The 22,091-nt window shown below is 68.9% G+C and carries 16 protein-coding genes; 8 read left to right on the forward strand and 8 right to left on the reverse strand.

Annotation, left to right across the window (positions count from 1 at the left end; genetic code table 11):
* Positions 1 to 141 precede the first annotated feature (141 nt).
* Positions 142 to 1,410: a tyrosine-type recombinase/integrase gene (locus POF43_RS11055; RefSeq protein WP_271324639.1), complete on the reverse strand. Its 1,269-nt coding sequence runs from the start codon at positions 1,408 to 1,410 to the stop codon at positions 142 to 144.
* A gap of 472 nt (positions 1,411 to 1,882) precedes the next feature.
* Between POF43_RS11055 and POF43_RS11060 the strand changes: the two genes are divergently transcribed.
* The gene (locus tag POF43_RS11060; protein WP_271324640.1) at positions 1,883 to 2,008 is read left to right on the forward strand and encodes a hypothetical protein; all 126 of its coding nucleotides are present in this window, start codon (positions 1,883 to 1,885) and stop codon (positions 2,006 to 2,008) included.
* Positions 2,009 to 3,626: 1,618 nt separating this feature from the next.
* Positions 3,627 to 5,024 (forward strand): polymorphic toxin-type HINT domain-containing protein, encoded by a 1,398-nt coding sequence (locus tag POF43_RS11075; RefSeq protein ID WP_271324641.1) that lies wholly within the window; start codon positions 3,627 to 3,629, stop codon positions 5,022 to 5,024.
* Between the two features lie 67 nt (positions 5,025 to 5,091).
* On the opposite strand, the gene POF43_RS11080 is transcribed toward POF43_RS11075, so the two are convergent.
* Positions 5,092 to 5,523, reverse strand: coding sequence for a hypothetical protein (locus POF43_RS11080; protein WP_271324642.1), 432 nt, complete (start codon positions 5,521 to 5,523; stop codon positions 5,092 to 5,094).
* A gap of 2,113 nt (positions 5,524 to 7,636) precedes the next feature.
* On the opposite strand from POF43_RS11080, the gene POF43_RS11090 reads away from it, so the two are divergent.
* The 4 genes from POF43_RS11090 (at position 7,637) to POF43_RS11105 (ending at position 11,448) form a co-directional block, all read left to right on the forward strand.
* Positions 7,637 to 8,359, forward strand: a complete 723-nt coding sequence (locus tag POF43_RS11090) for a G1 family glutamic endopeptidase (RefSeq protein ID WP_271324077.1) — start codon at positions 7,637 to 7,639, stop codon at positions 8,357 to 8,359.
* Between the two features lie 515 nt (positions 8,360 to 8,874).
* On the forward strand, positions 8,875 to 9,096 hold the full coding sequence (locus POF43_RS11095) for an aldo/keto reductase (protein WP_271324078.1): 222 nt from the start codon (positions 8,875 to 8,877) through the stop codon (positions 9,094 to 9,096).
* Positions 9,097 to 9,948: 852 nt separating this feature from the next.
* Positions 9,949 to 10,626 (forward strand): type 1 glutamine amidotransferase, encoded by a 678-nt coding sequence (locus POF43_RS11100; protein WP_271314387.1) that lies wholly within the window; start codon positions 9,949 to 9,951, stop codon positions 10,624 to 10,626.
* Between the two features lie 27 nt (positions 10,627 to 10,653).
* On the forward strand, positions 10,654 to 11,448 hold the full coding sequence (locus POF43_RS11105; RefSeq protein ID WP_271324076.1) for an MBL fold metallo-hydrolase: 795 nt from the start codon (positions 10,654 to 10,656) through the stop codon (positions 11,446 to 11,448).
* A gap of 18 nt (positions 11,449 to 11,466) precedes the next feature.
* Here POF43_RS11105 and POF43_RS11110 read toward each other — a convergent pair whose 3' ends face one another.
* Both POF43_RS11110 and POF43_RS11115 read right to left on the reverse strand, forming a co-directional pair.
* On the reverse strand, positions 11,467 to 12,375 hold the full coding sequence (locus POF43_RS11110) for an ATP-grasp domain-containing protein (protein ID WP_271324075.1): 909 nt from the start codon (positions 12,373 to 12,375) through the stop codon (positions 11,467 to 11,469).
* A gap of 31 nt (positions 12,376 to 12,406) precedes the next feature.
* Complete coding sequence (locus POF43_RS11115) at positions 12,407 to 12,865, reverse strand: hypothetical protein (protein ID WP_271324074.1); 459 nt, start codon at positions 12,863 to 12,865, stop codon at positions 12,407 to 12,409.
* Between the two features lie 199 nt (positions 12,866 to 13,064).
* Here POF43_RS11115 and POF43_RS11120 point away from each other — a divergent pair, with 199 nt between their 5' ends.
* Positions 13,065 to 14,177: a Rossmann-fold NAD(P)-binding domain-containing protein gene (locus tag POF43_RS11120; protein ID WP_271324073.1), complete on the forward strand. Its 1,113-nt coding sequence runs from the start codon at positions 13,065 to 13,067 to the stop codon at positions 14,175 to 14,177.
* A gap of 45 nt (positions 14,178 to 14,222) precedes the next feature.
* Here POF43_RS11120 and POF43_RS11125 read toward each other — a convergent pair whose 3' ends face one another.
* The gene (locus POF43_RS11125) at positions 14,223 to 15,737 is read right to left on the reverse strand and encodes a glutamine synthetase family protein (protein WP_271324072.1); all 1,515 of its coding nucleotides are present in this window, start codon (positions 15,735 to 15,737) and stop codon (positions 14,223 to 14,225) included.
* 739 nt (positions 15,738 to 16,476) lie between these two features.
* On the opposite strand from POF43_RS11125, the gene POF43_RS11130 reads away from it, so the two are divergent.
* Entirely contained in the window at positions 16,477 to 16,944 is a 468-nt protein-coding gene (locus tag POF43_RS11130) for a DUF6907 domain-containing protein (RefSeq protein WP_271325235.1), read from the forward strand.
* Between the two features lie 687 nt (positions 16,945 to 17,631).
* Here the strand turns inward: POF43_RS11130 and POF43_RS11135 are convergent.
* From POF43_RS11135 to POF43_RS11145, 3 genes are all read right to left on the reverse strand, one after another.
* Positions 17,632 to 18,111: a hypothetical protein gene (locus tag POF43_RS11135; RefSeq protein ID WP_271325234.1), complete on the reverse strand. Its 480-nt coding sequence runs from the start codon at positions 18,109 to 18,111 to the stop codon at positions 17,632 to 17,634.
* 268 nt (positions 18,112 to 18,379) lie between these two features.
* A complete protein-coding gene (locus POF43_RS11140; RefSeq protein WP_271325233.1) occupies positions 18,380 to 19,549 on the reverse strand; it encodes a permease in 1,170 nt (389 codons plus the stop codon).
* A 436-nt stretch (positions 19,550 to 19,985) separates the two neighbouring features.
* On the reverse strand, positions 19,986 to 22,004 hold the full coding sequence (locus tag POF43_RS11145; protein WP_282704531.1) for a serine/threonine-protein kinase: 2,019 nt from the start codon (positions 22,002 to 22,004) through the stop codon (positions 19,986 to 19,988).
* Positions 22,005 to 22,091: the final 87 nt, after the last annotated feature.

Here is a 22,091-nt window from a genome sequence, read left to right on the forward strand (position 1 = left end):
GTCGGAGGCCGTTTTCGCCGAAAGGCGGAGGCGGCCTTTTTGGTGTCCATTTCATGTGTGGTCGCATTGTGGTCGCGCTCTTTTGATCTTGTCGCTGTTGGGATGGGGAAGTCGGAGCGGGCCGGACATGCTTGATCAGGGTCAGCTGGTTGTGGTCCTGCGGGATGTGGTCGCCCTGTGGTCGCGGCTGCTCCTGCGATCGTGGTCAGGGTTCGGCGGCGTGCTCGCGCTGAGGGCGTGGTCGATGGTGTCGACGGCTTGGTGGGCGGCTTGGGCGGTCAGGTGGCTGTAGAGGTTCGCGGTGGTGGACAGAGTCGAATGGCGCAGGGTCTTGGAGACGACGGTGAGGGGTACGCCGGCCGTGATGGAGATCGTTGCGGTCAGGTGCCGAAGATCGTGGACCGTGGCGCGGGAGACACCGGCCTCGGCGGCGAGGTCGTGGAAGTGGTTCAGGACGTATTGGGGGTGGGGCGGTCGGCCGTCGGATCGGTGGAACACGTAGCCCTCGGTTGGTTGCTGAATTGAGGTGCTGGCTGTGTTGTGGGAACGGTTGCGGAGTGCGGTTTCGACGCGTGGTGATAGCGCCACCCAGTCCCTGCTGCTGTGGGTCTTGGGTGTGGTGAGGATCAGCTTGTTGTTGTCGATGGCGGAGAGGGTGTGGCGGACGTAGAGGACGTGCTGGTCGAGGTGGACGTCGTTCCAGTGCAGTGCGAGTGCTTCGCCTTTGCGCAGGCCGGTGCCGATGAGGACTTCGACGAGGTCGGCGAAGAGCGGGTCGGCTGTGTGGCTGTAGCGCAGGAAGCGGGCTGCTTCGGCAGGTGTCCAGATGTGGCGTTCGGCTGCTGCGGGCCGGGGGATGATGGTAGGCCGTGCAGGGTTGGCCGAGAGTCGGTGGTGGCGGACGGCGTCGCCGAGTGCGCTGGAGAGCGTGGCCACGAGGCGGTGGACGGTGACCTTGCCCCGTCCTTCGGCGAGTTGGGTTTGGACAAAGGCCGCGATGTGGGGGTAGCCGAGATCGTCCAAGCGGATGTCGCCGAGGGCGGGGATGAGGTCGTTGGTGACGTAGTCGCGGTAGCGGGCCATGGTGGTGGGTTTCAGCACCAGGTCCTTCGCTTCAAGCCAGGCGGTGAGGTATTCGGCGACGGTCTGGTTGGGGTCGGCGGTGAAGCCGGCGGCCTGTCCCTCAAGTATCCGCCGTAGTGCTGCGTGGGCTGATTCTCGGGTGGGGTAGCCGCCTCGGCGGACGGTGTGCCGTCCTGGCGCGGGTGAAGGAAGATCGACGGCGAAGTTCCAAGTGCCGTGGGTTGGGTCCTCGGCGAGCAGCGGGCAACGGGCTCCGAGCTGGCGGTGGTGCTGGTCGCGGCACCCGCACCTGCGGTACACCCGGCCGTGTTCTTTGGCGGTTCGCATCGTGATCGCCTCCCGAAGTGAGCAGGACGCGATGCACTTCCAGTGTCCACCGCGGCGACCTGCAAGCGGCGACCACAGTGCGACCACACTAGGCGGCGCAGGGCTCCTGATCTGCGGCGATCCCTTGTCATGGCGACAAGTGCACCGGGATGGATGCTGCGGACCGGAACTCCGCCCCGGAACCGGTAGCTTCCACCCCACCGCGGCAGGCCAGGCAGCGTACGTTCAGCTCGTCGACGGCTATGTGACGGGATAGGTGATCATGCGGGACGAGCGTTCGCCGACGGCGGCGCAGGGTACGAAACGGACGAGCGGAGCCCTCTTCGGTCTCCTCCTGTTACAGGCCGTTTGCACCGTGACTGCGCTCGGCATCCTGGGCGTGGCCCTTGTTGCGGGGACGTGGTTCGGTCAAACGGTCACATGTGCACAGCGTCTGACGGTATGGCATGACGTCGCCGTGTTCGTGGCGTGCGTGACCGTCCTGCCAGCGGGGGCGCTCTGCCGCGACCAGCGCGCCCTGCGGATCGAGGGCACCGTGGCAGCTGTGCTGGTGCTGGTGCTGGCGGTAGCCCACGAGGTGGCTGGACGCCACACCTGAACGCCACGCCGTCCTCGTGGGCTGTCGCCGTCCGCCTGAGCCGTCCGGAGGAACTTCCTTCCGGACGGCTCTAACCTTGGCGTTTCGCTTCGGATGGCTGGGCCGGACTGTTCGCGTTGGACCAGTGATTCCGGTTGCTGACCTGCCAGTTGGCATGGCGGGGGCCGGCGCAGTGATCGGGTTTTCCGCGGTCCTTCGAGTCGTGGGCCGTCAGGGGTGGCTGTTGGTCAGCTGGCCGGGCGGGGATGTGCGGCGAGGCGGTGGAAGGCTGTGGCCAGCTCGTGTCTCCATGGCCAGGTCGCCGAGGTCCGCATGCGCAGGCGTCGGCCGCCGCGGGTGAGGCGAGCGGCGACGTTGCGCCTGCCGAAAACCCCATCCATGCTGGTCAAGCGGCGTGTCGGTACTCGTGGAGTATGCCGGCGAGCCGGTCGTGCCGGTGTATGTCGAGGCGGGTGATTCGTCTGCTTTCGGTGATTGGATGGGGGAGTGCCCGAAGTGGAGTAGCCTGACCGGCGGCTGCCGGCGGCCTGCCCGCCGAGACCGTCACCACCGGGTACGACAGCCAGGACGAACCCACCTCCCTCACGGGGAACGGCACCAGCACCTGGGGCTACGTCACCGCGCTGGGCTACGACCCCCTGGGCGACCCCCTCCAGTACACCTTCGGCCCGTCCACCAGCGCCGTCTACCTCACCGAGCAGTACGACGAGCAGACGCAGGCGCTGACCGACGCCAAGACGCAGGACACCAGCCAGGCCGTCATCGACGACACCAGCTACACCTACGGCGGCACCGGCAGCGTGTCGCAGGGCACGGGCCTTCTGACGTCCACGACCGACAAGCAGAGTGCCGGCACGGTCACCGACACCCAGTGCTTCACCTACGACTACGCGGAGCGGGTCTCCGCCGCCTGGACCGCCACCGACAGCTGCGCGGCCACCCCGGCCACGGGCAGCAGCGCCTCCGTCGGCGGTCCGAACCCCTACTGGCAGAGCTGGACCTACGACGCCGCCGGTGACCGGCTGTCGCAGACCGACCACGACCCCAGCGGGAACACTCCTGCGGACACCACCACCGACTACGCCTACCCGACCGCCGGTTCGGCGACCGATCAGCCCCACACGCTGAGCTCGACCACCGCCACCGGACCGGGCGCCACCGCCGACACCGCGAGCTACGGCTACGACGCGGCTGGCAACACCACCTCCATAAGTGGCGGCGCCGCCGGTGCCCAGACCCTCACCTGGGACGACCAGGGAGACCTGGCCACCGACACGAGCGTCAGCGGCAGCTCCACCTATCTCTACGACGCCGACGACAACCTCGCCCTGCGCACCGACCCCGGTAAGGCGACGCTCTTCCTCGGCGACGAGCAGCTGGTCGAGGACACCGGGTCGGGAACGGTGACCGGAACGCGGTACTACACCATCGGCGGCGCAACCGTCGCCGACCGCTCCAGCACCGGGGACATCCAGTACCTCATCCCGGACCGCCAGGGCACCGACACCCTCGCCGTCGACGCGGCCACCGGCCACAACGCCGCCCGGCGTCAGTACACCCCGTTCGGCCAGACCCGCGGCACCGCCCCGGCCACTTGGCCGGCGGTGACACCGGCTACGTGGGCGGCACCCCCGACGCCACCACCAATCTGGAGAACCTCGGCGCCCGCGAATACGACCCGGCCGACGGCCGGTTCATCTCCGCGGACCCCGTCTTCGAGTCCGCCGACCCCAACCAGCTGGGCGGCTACGACTACGCCGGCAACGACCCCGTCACCGGTAGCGACCCCAGCGGTCAGATCTACCTCACCAACGGCAGCGGCGACCCCGTCGCCGAGGCGTCCGCCTACGGCGCGGTCAGCCTGAACGGCAGTTCGGGCACATCGGCGGGGCAGTACATCACCAGGTTCTCTGCCGCGGTCGTCCACCGGCAGTACCTCTTCGACACCGCGGCCCCCGTCGCCAAGCGCCCGGACCGCTCATCGGTCGCGGAGTACCTCAAGGACTCCGAGAAGTTCGGCGAGGGCCTGCTGGAGGGGCTCATCGGCCCGTCCATCACCATGATGCCCGACGGCCACGGTGGACACACCCCGAGTCTCGACGACCCCGACATCGCGTCCGGCCCGTCCGGGGCCGGTGACCTGATCGGGGAGATCCTGGACTCGCTGGACGACCCCTTCGCCGGGGTCAGCGAGTGCTACAGCTTCGCGCCCACGACTCCCGTGCTCCTGTCCGACGGCAGGACGAAGCCCATCGGCAAGGTGAAGGCGGGTGACAGCGTCAAGACCGGTGACTACCTCACCGGCAAGCCCAAGGGGTCGCAACAGGTCACCGCCGTCCACATCAACGACGACACCGACCTGCTCGACCTGACGGTCCGCACGGGCGACGGGCACTTGTCGACCGTCCACACCACCGGCAACCACCCCGTCTGGGACGTCACCCGCCACCTGTGGGTGCCCGCCGGACAGCTCAAGCCCGGCGAACGCCTGGGCACGACGACCCACACTGTCGTCCGCGTCGCAGCGGTCCACCGCGTGGCCGGCACGGCACACCGCTGGAACCTCACCGTGGCGGACCTGCACACGTATTACGTGATGGCGGGGGTCACGCCCGTCCTCGTTCACAACTGCAACACGACAGTATATCGATTTCAGACAGATCACCCAGACAGTCAGCGCTTGTCGGTCGATGCCCATGGGGACATCTCGATCAGTGGTGACGGAATGCTTCACCTGAACATGAGCGGGAACATTGCGCACACGGAGCAATTCCGCGGTTCAGGTGGTCAAATAATCGCTTTCGATGTTCCGAGTTCGTATGTGGCTAAGGTTCGCTCAGCTGCAATCGACCAGCGCCGTCCATCTGGTATGAGCAGGCGACAGTGGAACATCTTCTCGTCTGGGCGTCCACAGATTGACGACCCAGCCAAGGGGCCAGATTTGTACGGGCTTCCGTCGGAGATGTTCCCCGGGCTCCTGCGTGCGATAATTCCAGGATCGGGTAGAGTGCTGTGATCGACTTCTGGAACGGATCGCAGGTGATGGAGAGATGACGGGAAACGTTGAAAATGAGCCTGGTCGGCTATGGGTTCGTCCCATGGCGCCGCCCTCTGGTCCGCTGGCAGTGTTTTATGTGGAAGTCGGGCGGTGGGAAGAGGTGGAATTCTTTGCCCGTCGCGTTCGAGGGCTCGTCGCTGCCGGAGTAGAGATTTCCCGGCACGGAGACTTCGACTTGGATCAACTTCCAGAAGATGTCCTTCCGACATGGGTTGGAGGCGGTGATTCCTCTGAGGAGCAAAGAGACGCCCGCCTCCGGTATTCCCTGCACCGTGGGGAAGAGGAGTGGACGGCGCAGGATCTTCTGTTTTCCTTTGAGCCGAAGCAGAGGCGTTGGAAGTGGTGGGATGTGACTCTGCTCGGCGGGAATTTGCTCCAGGTATGGGTGGATTCCCTGGGGGAGCCAGTCTTCGCCTGTGACGAGTTGAGATGGATTCTCTATCTCAGTGGTGCTCATGCCGTCGTTGGGCCGTCGCTATCGTCGCCTGATCTTTGGGGTCAGGAGCGGTCGGTTGGCGTCGACGTAGGGTCCGCGAGCTCAGGTTGATCTGGTTTGGCATCCCTCATGCAAGTCGAAGCCCCGTCAGGCGCGTCCTGGCGGGGCTTCTGCGTGGGTGACGGCAGTAGTTGACGGCAACATCGGTGGCCGGTGGTTCCGCACAGCGGCGGGTCGTCGCTGTCGTCGCGGGTCGCCTTGTTGCTGGCGGGACCGTCAAGGGGGGTGTTGACGGTGCCGATGGTGTCGCGCTGGAGGCAGTTTCTCCACGTGTTCGTGCCAGTAAAGAGCGTTATCAGAGCGGGAGATGCTGCACGACTACTGAATTTCAACGACGCCCGGTGCAACTGTCGACTGCGGGCGTGCCGTTCTCCATGGAGGGTTACATGGTTTCCTGGATGAGCGGCGGGGGTAGCGACGCCTCTGTTCTCAGGTGATGAGGGGGCCTGCCCCTCGGGATCTCGCTCGACGCAGGCGGCCACTCGGGCTGGCTGGGCCGCATGGTCGAGCCGCGGGGGCGGCGAGTGCAAAGGACGTGCCCGGAGCGGGTGGGTGCGGGCCTCCGGGTGGTGACAGTACTCTGAGGGCCCCGCGCCCGGCGGCACGGCAGGGCTTTCACGTTCAGCAGGCCGCCCGTGGGGACGACGTCCCAACGGGCAGGGTGCGCCGAGGGACTTCCGCCTCTCACACGCTTCTCACGGACTGGGGTCACGAGACCACACGCGGCAGCACATCGCCAGGACGAAGCAGGCCCTGACCTGGGCACATTGGATAGAACAGCACCACCCGTCACCCCCTTCCGAACTGGGGGTCAAGGGGTCGCAGGTTCAAATCCTGTCGTCCCGACGGTGTTTTCGCAGGTCAGAGCCTGTCTCCACGATGTGGGGGCGGGCTTTTGGCGTGCGTATTGTCCGTTTCGGATGTGAGAAGTTGTGAGAGGCACCTGAGGGGGTCGTTATATCCGCAGGTCAGCGCATCGGGTGGACGCGAGTCACGTGACCTGCTGGCCTCGGCCCGGACCCCACCACCAAGAGGAGTACCGCAGACCGTGTGGAGACTCCCTGACTCCATCGCCCGCAACCTCCCGCTCGTCGCCCGCCCCCGCCCCGACTGCCTCCCGCTGCCCCAGCGCGTACAGGCCCTGACCGAACTCGCCGGCACCGCGGCAGAGCGGAACGACCCGAGCACGGCCTGCACGCTCTGCTACCAGGCCGCCCTGATCGCCTCCGACGTCGGCGTCCCGGCCACCGCCCTCGCGATGTGCCACCAACTCGCCGCCGCCTGCCTGCACGCCGCCCCCTTGAACTCCCGGGCTGCGATCCGCGCCCTCGAACCCGTCGTCAACCTCACCCGCCTGCGAATTCGCGCCGGGAAGGCCGACGACGGGTACCAGCACCTCTTGACGCTGTCCAACGCCGTCACCGCCGGCACCCCCATCCAGGTCGAGGACATCTCTGTGCCCGCGGACCTCGTGGTGAACGCCGCGCCGACCGCCAGGTGGTCCGTACCTGGCTGTGGGGCGTCCTCCTCGCCGACGGCACACGCGCCCCGACCACGGCCGGCCGCTGGGCCGAAGCACTCGTCCACGCCGAGACGCACCGCGGCGTCGGCCAACGGATGCTCGACGGCCGCCAAGTCGCCGTCTCGCAGCCCTCGCGAGCGGAAAGCACCTCGAAGCCAGCGGTCTCCTGGCCGGGAGGTACAGGACCACCGCACCCTCGTTCACGCCTGTTCACTCGGAGCTGGAGCGCTACCGACTGGACTGGACGACCAACTCACGGCAGCACTCCGCACGATCGATGGCGTCATTCGACGCGGCGTCTCCCCTCCAGAGCCGGCCTTCCACACCAGAGCCTTCTCCACCAAAGGCGTTGCCGCGACCCCTTCGGCGTCAACCTCCTGCTGACCGGTACCCGGGGTCGGGGCGGGCCGAGGTGGGCCCGGTGGCGTCCGTGCGGACCGCGCAACGTGGCCGGGATGCGCCTGTCCGGTTGCCGGGGCGGCTCGTACTCTCGCGGCACGGGGGGCAGTCCGGCCGCCCGGGCCCGTCCCTGTCCCGGAATCGAGGAAACGCATGCCCGTCAGAACGCGTCATCTGGCCGCCGCCGCGGGGGCCGCGGCGCTGCTCGCGGTCGCCGGCGCCGCGACGCCCGCGTCCGCCGCGGTCCAGTCGAACTCCACCTCCACCGGGTACGCCGCCGTCACCGGCACCTACACCTCCGTCTCCTCCTCCTGGACCCAGCCGACCGTCACGTGCGGGAGTCAGACCTCCTACACCACGTACTGGGTCGGCCTCGACGGCTACAACGACTCCGCGATGGAGCAGACCGGCACGGAGGCCGACTGCATCAGCGGCCGGGCCGTCTACGGCGCCTGGTGGGAGGTGCTGCCCGCCTCGCAGAGCGCGTACTCCAGCGTCACGGTCAAGGGCGGCGACCACCTGACCGCGACGGTGACCTACATCGGCAGCAGCAATTTCACGATGACGTTGTTCGACTCCACCCAGGACTGGACCAAGACCACCACCCACAAGGGCTCCTCCGGCTTCCAGAACACCTCCGCCGAGGTCATCACCGAAAGCACCGACGCCAGCGGCAGCATCGGCGCGACCGGAGGCGGCTCGGTCACCTTCACCGGCTCCACGGTCAACGGCGGCACGCTGGCCGCCGCCGATCCCGTACCGATCACCACCGACGACTCGACCGTCACGCCCATCACCGGCGGCGGGACGTTCACCGCCAAGTGGGGAACCGGCGGCGGCGTCGGTCCCCTCCTGCCCGGCCGCGCCGAACACTGACCGGACGGAACCGGGACAGGCGGGGCGGCTCGTCCCCCGTTTCACCGCTGCCAGGGGTACCGCCGTCCCGATGGGCCGCCACACCGGCGGCCGGGTGGTCCGGCTCCTGCCCCACCACACCTGTGTCTGCCTTCGGCATGGCACCTGGATCGGCCCGCCAGACGTCGACCACCCAGCCGCCGACCTCACCAGGTTCCCGGACGCCATCGACGCCCAGCGCCGACGTCTCCTCGTCCCGCGCCGCTACGGTTGGGCGGCCACCTACGACGCGGTACTGACCGCCCTCATGCGGGCCCTCGCCGACGCCCGGCGCCCACCCGGCCAGCCCCTGACCACCTACCCACCCGGCCTGGTCCGCCGCACCCTTCCCGGCATCGCCGCGAACCGGCTCGCCCGACACGGGAAGAGCGCGCTCCGGTTCAGCCGAAGCCGCCGCAGCCAGGGTTTGACTCTCCTGTTCCACGGCCACCTCAAACCCGTCCTCCTCCGGGACAGAGCCGCACGACGAGCCCGTCATCAACGCCGTCCGGCAACTCGCCGAAATCCGCGACATGACCATGGCCCAAGTCGCCGTCGCATGGGTCCTGCGCGACCCGCTCGTCTCCGCCCCCCATCGTCGGCGCAACCAAGCCCACCACCTCCAACAGGCCGCCGAAGCCCGTCGTTTCCGTCTGACAGACGAGGAAGCCGCCACGCTGGAAGCGTCCTACGCCAACGCCGGCCCGTCCTGGTTCTGAGCCCGACGCCCGCTCACCGACAAGGCTCCACGGATACTCCCCGCGGTGGTCCGGACGTAGGCCCGCCCGCCAAAAGGGAACCGCGAGATCGAACTGCCAACAGCGTTCCCGTACCGTGCAATCCGACCGTTCGGGCTCCAGGTGGACAACGGCATGCCCCGCGGAGTTGCTCCGCGACGGACACTCAAGGCTGTTGCCGGGCGGCTCGCGCTCGGCTGTCGGCGGCTGGTGCTTTTCTTGGCAGCAGTGGCGTCGAGGAAAGCAGGCGTCAACCGACGCGAGGAGGTGGTCCGTGACACCTGAGTCCGTTTCCCCTCGGGCTGAGATCCCCTGGGGCCCTGGCGGCCAGGGGTCGGGGTGACCCGCACCGGGACCGCTGTCGTCCTCACGGTGGCGGCGCTCGGCATTACCTCGCCGACGCTGTTGCGCGGATTGGCCCGGCAGCCGACGTGTCGTGCGGGGCCGGCCGGTGGTGTGCAGGCGCCCGTCCGGCCCCACGTGACCGGTGCCGGTGCGCGGTCCCGCGCTCACGGCGACCGCCGTGCCGTCCGCGAGGAGGAACTCCAGGAGGTCGGCCATGCGGTGCCTGCCCTTCGCTGCGGGCGCCGGTCAGGGCGCGACGGAGCACATCACGTGCGCCGGTACGGGGGAGTTGCCGGTCTTGTCCTCGACTTTGTCGAGCCCCGGGAGGAGCCTCGACAGCGTTCCGGGGTCGTGCACGTACTGCGGACCGCCCGGCACGCCCCGGCTCCCACCGTGCCGTAGCCGCCCGACACGGCTACCGTCGGAAGGGGCAGCCGCCTCCCTCGGAAGCCCACCGCCCGTGGCGTGTGCGAGGCAGGAGGTGCACTGGTGACTGTTCTGGCCATAGCGGACCGTGAAATGGACGACCTCGGCCTTCTTGCCGAGTGCTTCGAGACGCACGGTCTCGGCGAGACGGATGTGTGGCATCGCGAGCGGACCGACACATGGCCCGAGGCGCAGAACTACGACCTGGTCGTGTCGCTCGGGTCCGTATCCTCCGTGCTGGACAGCGAGACCGAGGCGGCGCGGAACAGGGAGCAGGACGTCTACCGGCGCGCGGTGGAGAACCGGGTGCCCGTGCTGGGCATCTGCTACGGCGCCCAAGTGCTCGGTCTGGCGCTCGGAGCGCCGGCGCGGCGGTCGCCGAAGCCCGAGATCGTCTGGCTCGAGGTGGACAGTACCCGCCCGGACGTCGTCCCGGCCGGCCCGTGGCTGGACTGGCACATGGACCTGCTGACCGTACCGGCGGGAGCCACTGTCCTGGCGAGGACGGATACCGCTCCACAGGCATACGTGTACGACCGCTGCCTGGCGGTGCAGTTCCATCCCGAGATGACGCCGCAGGAGCTGGCCCGGCGAGTGGACGCCTACCGCGGCACCCTGGAGGAGGCCGGCGCCGACACCACGAAGCTCCTGACACAGGCGCATCGGCAGGCCGACGAGTCACGCCGTCTCACCCGCGCCCTGTTCACAGGCTTCTGGTCGCAGATCGCTCAGGCGGACTGACCGTCCGCCGCCCCGGAAGGTGGTTTCATGCGTCTGGGAGAACTGCTGGTGGCCCCCCTCGTCGACGGGCACGCGGTCATGGAACCGGAGGGGATCTTCCTCGACGCGCCGGCGGACGGGCTGCGCCAGGAGGGACTTCTGGGCTCGGGCGGCCTGCTGGAGTTCCCCTACGGCAGTTTCCTCGTGCGGGGACCGGCCGGGGAAGTCGTCCTGTTCGACCTCGGCGCCGGACCGGACCCCGGCTTCTTTCCCTTCGCCGCCCCCCGCCACGGCCTGCTGCCCTCCGCACTCGCCTCGCACGGCGTCGGGGAGGCCGACGTGACGGACGTGGTGCTGAGCCACCTGCACGCCGACCACATGGGCTGGGCCACGGTGGACGGGCAGGTCCGGTTCACCTCCGCCCGTCACCACGTGCACGCCGCCGATTGGCAGCACTTCGCGGAGAGCGACGCCTCACCGCACATCCGTGCGCGTCTCGCCCCGCTGCTCCCCCGTGTGCACCTGTGGTCGGCTCCGAGCGTGGAGCTCTTCCCCTGGCTCACCGTGACCGTGGCTCCCGGGCACACCCCCGGGTCTGCGGTGGCGGAACTGGAGTCGGGCACCGACCGGCTGGCGCTGGTCGGGGACCTCATGCACGATCCGGCCCTGATCCGTCACCCCGGCTGGGCCGGAGCCTCCGACTGGGACGCCGGTCTGGCCATTGCGGAGCGGCGGGCCTGGACGGCGCGCTGCCGGGCGCGGAACACGCCCATCGTTGGAGCCCACTTCCCCGCCATGCTCCCCGTCGCAGTCGACGGGGAGCATGGCGGGGACCGCGTCTGACAGCGTCGCCCGCTCGGCTCACCTGCTCGCTGCGACCGTCCGGGCCACCGTCCGAGCGAGCAGGTCCGCAGCGGTGGGCGAGAAGTTGAGGAAGAGGAAGGGCTCGGTCAGCTCGACCTCGGCCAGCAGCGGTCTTCCAGCGGCGTCGGGTATCAGGTCGATCCGTGCATAGGTGAGGTCGGCGGCACCCCGGATCGCGGCCAGTGCGGCTTCGGCCACTTCGCGCTGGCCCTCCGACGGTTCGTGGGTGTCGACCCGCCCGGCCTCAGCCTCACCGGGGACGAGCAGGCCAGGCACCGGGACACCGGGAGCGAGGTAGGAATGGCTGCGCCGCACGGCATGGCTGTAGGCACCGCCGATGTAGACGAGGGAGGTCTCCCCCTCGCCGTCCACGGCCGCCAGGTACGGCTGGATGAGGACGTGAGCCCCCCGGCGTGCCAGCTGGGCCGCGTACGTCCAGGCGCGCTCGCGGTCGCCGGTGAGCAGACAGTGCCTGCCGCCCGCGCCGACCGACGGCTTCACCACGAGGTCCTGCCAGCCGTGCGGGACGGCGGCGGCGGCATCGGCGGCGGTCACGTCCGGACCGGCGGCCAGCCATCCGGTCGGCACCACGGGCACCCCCCGGCTCCCGAGGACGCGCAGATAACGTTTGTCGGTATTCCATTCCAGAACGGAAAGCGGATTAAGAAGGAGTGACTGCTGGTCGGCCTTGCGCATACGCTCCAGGAAATCCTCCCGGAAAGCCGGATAGTCCCACGCGCTGCGCACGAGTACGACGCGGAAACCCGCCCAGTCCGTTCCGTCGTCCGACCAGCGAACAGTACTCGCCGTCAGACCCTGACGGCCGAGGGCCGCCATGACGGCCGGCCGGTCGCCGTCCTTCCCCTCGTAGGTCACGTACGCGACGTCGTAGGTACGGGTATCCATGCGCTTCCCTGCCTTCCGCGACGGCTGGGCGCTAGACGAAGTCCACCGGAATCGATTCGAGTCCGGGAATAGGGACGTAGCAGTATCGCGCATCCTCGACGGAGACGAGAGGAAGGTTCTCACGTTTGGCCAGCAGCGCAGCGTGACAGGAACTCAGCACCTCGGAACCCACGACATGCTGCTCCGCGCACCGTCCGTACAGCGTGCCCGCCTGGAGCGCGAACCCGATCGACGGCTGCACTATCTCGAACCCGTGGCGGTCGTGGAAGGCGTGCAGGCCCAGTTGCGGGTCCGCGACGTGCTCCCTCGAGCAATCGGCTTCCCAGCACATCCGCATGCCGCAGCAGTTCGAGAACGCCACCATGGGCGTGATGAGCCGGAGTGCTCCGGAAAGCGACGTGTCATTCAGTCGCGCACCCTCAGGCGTATGGGAATTGGCGACACTGTAAAGGGCGCCGGAGTCCAGTACTGCCGCGCCCTCGAAGCACATGGCTCTATTCATCATCCTTCTGCTCCAGTCGGCGTGGGGCATAGACCGCATCACGCCTTCCCCGCAAGCATCACCCTGTTCGGCCTCTCCGGCAACTCGTACGGCCTGGATCGTAGAATTGGATGTTTGCGCATTCCTGGCGGTCGTGTTCCACTCGAAGCCGCAGGTTGATAAGGCAAATCCAATCTGGAGTCCTGGCATGCCTGTGCCGATACCTCCACACACCCCTCTCCCCACCACCGACGTCGGCGACGTACGTGTGCAGACCTACGAGACCACGGGCGGGGCCTTCGTCCTGGCGGTCGACAATTCCCACGGTTGGGCCGGCCCCGCCCACGGCGGGGTACGGGTGGAGCCGGCGCTCGACGTCGTCAGGGCGCGGGAAACCTCCCTGCGGCTGGCCATGCAGGCTGCCGCCAAACACGCAGTCCACCGCACCGGCTTCCGGGGAGCAGCACTCGTCGTGCTCGGCGACCCGCCCCGCGAGCCTCTGTGGACAGCGGTGGCCGCCGAACTCAACCGGCAGACCGGTGATCTTCTCGTCGCGGCGGACCTGCGCGTCGGTGAGCGCGACATGCAGTACCTGCACGGGCTCACTCCGTACCTGCTCAGCGCCCTGTCCCACTCGGGCGTCAACGCGTCGGCTGCGACTGCGGCGGGCGTGCTGGGCGCGGTGGACAGCGTCGCACGGCGGCTCGGCAGGACCACGAGCAGTCTGAGGGTCCTGGTGCACGGGGTCGGCAAGGTGGGCCGGCCGGTCGCGCGGGCCCTGTCCGCGGCCGGCGCGACGGTGTTCACGCATGATCTGCGCCCGCACGCCGCCGAACTGCCAGGATGTGTCGCGGTCACCATGTGGATGCGTGAGGAGGTGGATGTCCTCATCCCCTGCTCCGTCGGCGACGTCATCGAACTGGGGGACGTGAGTCAGCTGCGCTGCCGTGCCATCGTGGGCTCCGCGGCCAGCCTGTTCGCCGAGGACCAGCGGGGCACCCTCGCCGCACTGCACGACCACGGCATCGTGTACGTCCCCGCCGCGGTCAGTGCCGGCGGGGCGGTGATCTGCAGCTCCGTCGAGCACTACGCTCCGAAGGTCTTCGACGCAGCCGCGCCCGACCAGCTGTACACCTTCGTCGGGGGCGAGATCCGCGATCACACCGACTCCTTGCTGGACGACGCCGTCTCACACGGGCTCACACCCGGCGGGATGGTCGCAGCCACGCGCCCCGGCGCAGTCGGGGCCGAAGGAGGGGACTGCGGTCGTCGTTTCCGCACGTTCCTCGACCGCGGGCAGACAGGGACCTCCAGAAGGTAGGCCGGGGCATCCGGGCGCAGGAGCGCAGGACAGCGGCTCGCGTCCTCAGAAGAACTCGAAGTACTCGCGCATCTCCCAGTCCGCCGTCGCCTTCTCCACGTCTCCCGGGGACTCCTGCACGGCTTCCGCCCGGCGGGTGATCTCCGCGCGCTTCAACTTGACGAAGTAGTCGGTGAAGACGTCCCCGAACTCGGCCCTGTACAGGGCGGACCGCTCCAACCGCGCCACGGCCTCGGACAGATCGGCAGGCAGCGGGAGTCCGTCGGCCCCGTACGGGTCCGTGACCGCCGGCGGTGGCGGCCGCAGCTGCCTGGTCATGCCGTCCCGGCCCGCCGCGATGTCGGCCGCCATGTAGAGGTAGGGGTTCGCGCAGGGCTCGCCCAGACGGTTCTCCAGGTGGGATCCCGGATCACCGGCCCCGCCCACCACCCGGATCAGGGCCCCGCGGTTGTCCACGGACCAGCCGGTTCGCGCCGGCGCGAACGAGTAGGGGCGGTAGCGGCGGTAACCGTTCAGTGTCGGCGTGGCGAAGGCCGCCATGGCCCCGGCGTGTTCCAGTTGCCCGGCCAGGTAGTGCAGCGCGGTCCCGGACGGAATGCGGGTCTCGTCCGCGAACAGGTTGCGTCCTCGGCCGTCGACGAGTGAGGAGTGCAGGTGCCAGCCGGAGGGGAAAGCGTGCGGCAGGGTCGGCACACTCATGAACGAGGCGATCATTCCCCTGCGCGCACACACCTGCTTGACGGTCGAACGGAACAGGATCATGGCGTCGGCCGCGTCGAGACCTTCCATGGGGGCGAAGGTGAACTCGAACTGGCCAGGTCCCCACTCGTTCTCCATCGTGCGGGGACGGAGCCCCACCTCCCACAGCGCGTCCCGCAACGGCTCCACCACCTCATGAGCGCCGTCGAGACGGTTCTCGGAGAGGAACTGGTAACCGCACTCCACCGCCGACGCCCCGGGCACGGGGGGCGGATGCCCGAGCTCTGCGAAGGCGAGCTGCGAAGAGGCACGGCGGACGACCAGGAACTCCACCTCCAGCCCGGCGACATAGCGCATGCCGTCCTGGGCGAGCTGCGCCAACTGCTGGCGGAGCAGACCGCGCCCGCACAGGGGGTTCCGCCGGCCGGACCCGAGATAGGTGTCGCACAGCATCCACCCGGATCGATCCGTCCAGGGGAGGACCCGGAACGTCTCCGGATCGGGGACAGCCATCACGTCGGGGAACCCGGTCAGTTCCGGCAGATCGATCCCGCTGTCCTCCTCGAAACCGGCGGTGAACACGTTGTTCCCGGTATCCATCTGGTATATGGCGCTGGAGAAGTTCACGCCGTGGGAGAACGCGCTGATCGCTGCTTCGGCGGACAGGAACTTGGTGCGGGAGACCCCGTGCTGGTCGACCACGACGGCGCGGACAGTGCGCAGCCCGAGCTCTGTGATCTGCGCCGACACCTGCTGGACAGCCTCCTGGCGTTCCGCGCTGTCGAGGTCATGCCGACACACGAAGCCGCGCCGCCCCACCGCGGGCTCGCCGGGTTTCGATCCGGGAAGGCCGATCTCCATGCGGGCTCCTGACGTGGGGCGTCTTCACCGAAAGTCTCTCCCGGAAAGGCCCGGCCCGCACGCGCGCATCCTGCGAGAAGTGCGCACCGACCCCATTGAGACCGTGGCCGTTGCCACTCGCTCACGGGCAGGTGATAGGGGGCCTTCGACGTAGGCGGTCCCAGCGGCGCCCAGCAAAACCGCACCGACCGGAATGCCAGCCCCGATCGGTACAGCAGCCCGCCGCGCCGGCGCAGTATCCGTTTCAGGTCGGCCGTTCGAGTGGCTCGTCGGACAGGGTGTGAATGGCGCAAGGCAGGGATGGTCCGGGCGTTTGTATGGCATGAGCATACGGCCGGTGGGGGCCACCCCTGCGGGTGCGGGGACCACCAACCGGGGCGGGGGCCTGCCGGGTGGGCATGGGGCTACCCCCGCGCGCGCAGGGGCCACGTGAGGACAGCGCGGTCCCCGTCCAGTTGCACGCTCTGCTCATGGTGCTGACATCGCCGCTCAGGGGCGTTGTCCGTCGTGCCCGGGTCTGCGAAGTCCGCGTGCAGTTGGTTCTGCTCGGCAGCCTTGCTTGAACCGGCGCCACCCCTTCCTGGCTCGTGCGTGCGCTGGCGAGGCGTGCCGCGTCGCCGCCGACCCCCCTTCGGTCGCTCAAGTTGGTTTCCGAAGCGGCAGAGAGAGCCGAGGCGTGACCTTCACTCCGTCTGCCGAGTTGATTCAGAAGTCCACGTAGCAGCAGATCGGAGCGCTCATGACCATCAGCCCACTACTGGTGCCCCCGGCGAACCCGTCGCCCGAAGTCTCCCGTACCTGGGTGCGGCGCATTCTCAAGGGTGGCCAGATCACGGAGACCTGCCCCGACTGGTGCACTGCAAAGCACTTGAACGACGACAACAGTGTCGGGCTCGACGATTTGAGTCACTGCGCAGATGGGCCCCGCATTGAGCTGCCGTGCTTCGACCGCTACGAAGACGGCCGGCCGGTCCACGTCTCGACCTACGTGCTCAGGGCCGACATCTTCGTCAGCCCGTATAGCGAGGACTCGGCCCAGCGGGTGCCGCACATCCAGTTCGAGCCGTTCCAGGACGAGTTTCTGCCACCGCTCAACCCCAACGAGTTCGAGGACGTCATCCGGCAGATCGAGGCCCACACCATCCGTCTGCGCGAAGTACATCAACAGCTTGTCTCTCTCCGCACCGAGGGGCAGGAGGGAGGCTAAGTGACCGATGCTACGAAAGCCCTGTCGTAACGCCTTCCCTTTCGGGTAGCCGTACGTCGCCTGTCACGCCAGCGGCTATCAGGCACCAGGTGGTGTGCTGTTCCTCGCCGACGGGTCGCCCATCAAATGGCGAGCTTGCCCGATCGACCTGGTTGCCCAGCTCGTCTATCTATTCAGGCCCCGTTTCCATGGTGTCAGCGGCCACGGCCAACGCACTCACTACCTGTGTCGCCGCCTCGCACACGCCTCTCACGGACTACGAGTCGCAAGACCACATGCGGCAGCACAACGCTCGGATGAACCAGGCCCTGACCTGGTAACTCTGGACCGAACAGCGCCGCCAGTAACCTCTCCCCGAACGCTGGGGGTTAAGGGGTCGCAGGTTCAAATCCTGTCGTCCCGACGGTGTTTTCGCGGGTCAGGCCCGTCTCCATCTCGTGGGGGCGGGCTTTCGGCATGCGTATTGTCCGTTTCCAACGTGAGAGCCTGTGAGAGGCATCCGCAGGCGTCGGTATTTCCGCAGGTCAGCGGATTGGATCGGCGTGAATCGTGTGAACACGCGTCATTGAGCGATGACCGTTCTCGACCTACGGTCGGCGTCTGCTCACTGCTGGCCGGTGCCGAGCTCGTGGACGGAATCGCCTTCAAGCTGATCCCGCATCACACGATCGGCTTTGAAGAGGATCTCTAGGACTGTCGTCCGTTTCCCGTGGTGGTGGAGACGAGTTGTCCTGTCGCGGTCAGGGCGAGGCGCGAGAAGAGCGTGCCGGAGAATCCGAAGAGCAGGGCGATGGCGAGAGCGATGGGCTGGGCGGGGGCGTTCCAGGAGTTGTCGAGGAAGACGTGCCCGAGGAGGTTGAGCTCGGGGTCGGCGAGCATGCGGACCAGGAGCAGGCCGCCGACGGCGGCGAGTGCTCCGCCGACCGGGGCGAGGACCAGAACGCCCCAGGAGGTGGGGCGCTGGGAGCGCAGCACTCCGATCACCGGTGACAGGAATCCCCCCAGAGCGCCGAGCATCATCGTCAGCCGGTGGTCGAGCACGATGCCGGTCAGCAGGATGGCGCCGAGGCCGGTCGTCGCCAGCCACAGAGCTGTGCGCTGCTGCTCGTATTCACGTTCGGCCTCGGTGTCCTCCCGGTCGTGCAGGTACTCGGTGGCGGCCGCCACGAGCGTGGCTGTCTCGGGCCCGGTGCCGGGATGTGCGGCCAGTTCGGCGGCGAGTTCCGCGTCGCCGGGCAGCCCGGAGGTGGTGAGCCGTATCCGCAGCGACCGCAGTTGTGCGGCGTTCTCGGCAGGTGGCTGGAGATGAATGAGTTGTCGCTCGGCGGTGTGCAGGATGCGCCAGGCGGCGGCCAGTTTGGACAGCGGGATGGCTATGACCCATAAGGACGCTGTCCGGTGTTCGTCACGTTGACCGGACGCCGTCGCGGGATGCTCAGCTGTGGTGCTGTCGGGGGTGGTCTTCGCTGTTCGGGGGCGGGCCGCCCATCATGCGGAGCATGGCGGCTCCGCCGGTGCGCCGGAAGCGGGCGGTGAGGGCGACGGCCAGCAGGAGGAAGGCGATGTTGAGCCAGGTGGTGTAGTTCCAGGTCACGCCTTCTTGCGGCAGGCGGGCGGTGGCCTTGTCGGGGACGAGTCCGGCCGCGCCGAAGGAGAACTCCACCGCGTACCCGGCGGCGACCGCGGCCAGGTAGAACGTGCCCAGCAGGAAGAAGGCCATCCTGGCGCCGTAGTACTTCCGGTAGATGTTCAGGATGGGCAGGATCAGCAGGTCGGCGAAGATGAAGGCCACTACTCCGCCGAAACTGATGCCGCCCTTCCACAGCACCACGGCGAGCGGGACGTTGCCGATGGAACAGACGAACGAGACGATCGCCACGAAGGGGCCGATGACGGGGCCCCACAGTTCGGCCGCCAGCGGGTGGCCGGTGAAGAAGAAGGCCTGCCAGAAGGAATCCGGCACCCAGGCCGCGACCGCACCCGCGATCAGCAGGCCGATCACCAGATCGCGCAGGATCGCGGCCCATTCCATGACGAACACGTGCGCGGTGGAGGTGTAGCCCTCCGGCGACAGCAGTCTGCGGGCGAAGGTGCCCGCACGCCGGACGGACATGTCCATCGCGGCGTGGCCCTCCATCGCCCCGGCCAGTCCCCGTTCGGCCTGGGCGTGCGCCCGACGCCGTAGCGGTTCGCGGAGCAGAAGCCGGAAGAGGAACGCCAGGACCAGGATCATCAGCGGTCCGCCGACGAACTCCGCTGCGGTGAACTGCCAGCCCATCAGCAACGCCATGATGACGCCGAGTTCGACCACCAGGTTGGTCGAGGCGATCTCGAAGGCCATCGCGGCGGTGAAGTCCGCGCCCTTGACGAACAGGGAGCGCGCCAGGGCCACCGCGGCGTAGGAGCACGACGACGAGGCCGCACCGAGGCCGGCGGCCAGAGCGAGGGTGCGGGGACGGTCGTCCCCGAGCAGTGAAACCACCGTGGACCTGCGCACCACGGCTTGGATCACGGCGGACAGGGCGAAGCCGAGGATCAGGGCCCAGGTGATCTCCCAGGCCATGGAACCGGCGATGGTCAGTGCGTGTACGACGGCGTGGAGCATTCCGGAAGCCTTCCCCCGCGGCGGGGTGACGCACCGAGTTCACCCGGGCCGCAGACCGCACTGCCCTCCTGGGCGCCCCGCGGCGCAGGATCAGGAAACGTGCGGGGTCACCGCGGCGGTGTACGGTTTCCGGCGGTCCGGAAACGGGAGGAACGGCCGTCGGCCGTGGGCAGGCCCGCGCTGAAGGACGGCGTCGGCCCTCGGTACCCACGACATCGCCCCGATCGTGAGCCGCTCCACGCCTGGGTTCAGACAAGGGAAAAAAAGTGGGCGCCGCACGGGGAGGTCCGCAGCCCGCCACACCTGGGCGGAAGCGGTGCGCATGCGACGGGAGACGCCGCGCGGTGCGATCGCGCAAGCAGTAATCCTGCCGCCCCACTGCCCGGGACCACGTGGCTCGGGCGGCCCCGCGGTGGCCTGCTGCGGCTGGAGGTGGTCACTGGCTCGACGGGTTCCACGAGCTGCACTTGTGTTGCGTCGTGGAGCACATGAACGAATGCCCGGTCCCGTGCACGGTGGGCGAGTTGTCGATGGGTGTGCCCCACGTGTCGACATTTCCGCCACAGCCGACGTGCACGGTGTAGTTCTCGTCCGAGGGGAGAGTGTAGGAGTAGGACGAGGATCCGGCGGCGTCGCCGGTCGGGCGGATGTAGGCGAAGTCGCTGTCCGGACTGCTGCCGTCCCCGACGAACACGTACACACCCGTCACCGGCTCCTTCGGTCGACAGGCGACCTCGCCGGCGATGTCCACGGCGCCGGTGGGCCGGGTGGGCGCGGGCGTGGCGCCCACCCACGGTGTGCAGGAGCCGTACCCCGGCGTGTCCGGCACGTCGTCGCACCGGAGGGAGTTGTCGGTGCCGGACATCAAGCGGGTATCGGCGATGCTGGCCCCCCATCCCCATCCCCCGCCCGCGCTGATGCCGCAGCCGACCTTGACCCGGTACTTGTCCGCCGTCGGCAGGACGAGGCGGTAGGACGACGAACCCGACCCGCGCTGCTTGTCCAGGCGGACGGAGGCGAAGGAGGTCCACTTGGACTCGGTGGCCACCCACGCGCCCGACACCCCCTGCCCCGACTGGCAGACCAGGTGGCCCGTGACCGTCACCGGGCCGCTCGCCCGCACGGGCGGCGCGCCGCCACCGGGCCGGGTGAACGCGTACACCAGCCCGCCCGCCACCAGGAGCAGCGCCGTCGCGGCGGAGAGCAGCACCGGCCGCCGGCCGGGCCGCCGCCGTGGTGCCCGGGCTCCGAAGCTCCCGCCGCCGGAGGAGCCGTAGCCGCCGGACGGCGGGGGCGTGGCGTACCCGCCGTGCGGGAACGGCGAGTACCCGCCCTGCGGTGAGGGGGCCGGGTTCCCGCCCTGCGGCGACGCCGCCGCGTACCCGCCCGATGGGGGCGGGGTCGCGTAGCCGCCGGCCGGGGCCGGGACCGCGTAGCCGCCGGGTGGGGACGGGGCCGCGTAGCCGCCGGGTGGGGACGGGGCCGCGTACCCGTCCGACGGGACGCGGGGTGCGGCCGGCCAGGACGGGTGCTGCTGGAGGCCGGGGACACTGTGGCCGCTCCAGGGGGCGGGCGGGTCGGACCGCTGCGGCGGGGGCTGGAGCCGTTCGCCGATCATGTCGGCGATGTTGGGTGGCAGCCACCCGTCGTGCCCGCCGGTGGCGGGGACGGCGAGTTGGTGCAGCACCGAATTCAGGCTGGGCCGGTAGGACGGGTCCTTGGTCAGGCAGGCCGCGACCAGCGGGACGAGTGCCGGCGGCAGATGGCCGAGGTCGGGTTCCCGGGACATGATCCGGTAGGTGATGCCCTGGTGCGGTCCGGAGCCGAACGGTCCGGTGCCCGTGGCGGCGTAGGCCAGCACCGTGCCCAGGGAGAAGATGTCGCTGGCGGGGCTGATCGTGCGGCCCTCGATCTGCTCCGGCGACATGAAGGCGGGGGTGCCGATTCCCCGGGTGACCGGCGTGCTGGTCTCCAGCGCGTAGGCGATGCCGAAGTCGATGACGCGGGGACCGTCGGTGGCGAGCAGCACGTTGCTCGGCTTGAGGTCGCGGTGGACGATGCCGCACCGGTGGATCGCGGCGAGTCCCTCCGCGAGGCCGGCGCCCAGCACTCTGACGGTCTGCTCGGGGAGGTACCCGCACCGCTGGACCGCCTGTTCGAGCGAGGGCCCCGGGACGTAGGCGGTGACCAGCCACGGCTGGGCCGCGTCCGGGTCGGCGTCGACGACCTGCGCGGTGTAGAAGCCGCCGACCTTGCGCGCGGTGACCACCTCGCGGGCGAAGCGGCGGCGGAAGTCGGCGTCGTCGGCCAGCTCCGGGCGCACCAGTTTCACCGCGACGGGTCGGCCGCCCGGGGAGTGGCCCAGGAACACCTGGCCCATCCCTCCGCTGCCGAGCCGGCTGTGCAGGCGGTAGGGACCCACCTGCCGGGGATCGCCCTCAACGAGCGGCAGCATCAGGGCCTCGCTTCCCTCCACGGAGATTCGTCCGCACCCGAAATCCCATCGTGTCAGATATCTGAGGCGTCATCAGATATTTTCGGA

The organism is Streptantibioticus silvisoli, from assembly GCF_027947535.2.
GTDB lineage: Bacteria > Actinomycetota > Actinomycetes > Streptomycetales > Streptomycetaceae > Streptantibioticus_C > Streptantibioticus_C silvisoli.

Bases quoted from the DNA above. Each gene is read 5' to 3' on its own strand.
- POF43_RS11055 (WP_271324639.1), bottom strand. From the start codon at position 1,410: ATGCGAACCGCCAAAGAACACGGCCGGGTGTACCGCAGGTGCGGGTGC.
- POF43_RS11145 (WP_282704531.1), bottom strand. From the start codon at position 22,004: ATGCTGCCGCTCGTTGAGGGCGATCCCCGGCAGGTGGGTCCCTACCGC.
- POF43_RS11140 (WP_271325233.1), bottom strand. From the start codon at position 19,549: ATGCTCCACGCCGTCGTACACGCACTGACCATCGCCGGTTCCATGGCC.
- POF43_RS11080 (WP_271324642.1), bottom strand. From the start codon at position 5,523: ATGAGCACCACTGAGATAGAGAATCCATCTCAACTCGTCACAGGCGAA.
- POF43_RS11130 (WP_271325235.1), top strand. From the start codon at position 16,477: ATGACCATCAGCCCACTACTGGTGCCCCCGGCGAACCCGTCGCCCGAA.
- POF43_RS11110 (WP_271324075.1), bottom strand. From the start codon at position 12,375: ATGGATACCCGTACCTACGACGTCGCGTACGTGACCTACGAGGGGAAG.
- POF43_RS11115 (WP_271324074.1), bottom strand. From the start codon at position 12,865: ATGTGCTTCGAGGGCGCGGCAGTACTGGACTCCGGCGCCCTTTACAGT.
- POF43_RS11105 (WP_271324076.1), top strand. From the start codon at position 10,654: ATGCGTCTGGGAGAACTGCTGGTGGCCCCCCTCGTCGACGGGCACGCG.
- POF43_RS11125 (WP_271324072.1), bottom strand. From the start codon at position 15,737: ATGGAGATCGGCCTTCCCGGATCGAAACCCGGCGAGCCCGCGGTGGGG.
- POF43_RS11120 (WP_271324073.1), top strand. From the start codon at position 13,065: ATGCCTGTGCCGATACCTCCACACACCCCTCTCCCCACCACCGACGTC.
- POF43_RS11090 (WP_271324077.1), top strand. From the start codon at position 7,637: ATGCCCGTCAGAACGCGTCATCTGGCCGCCGCCGCGGGGGCCGCGGCG.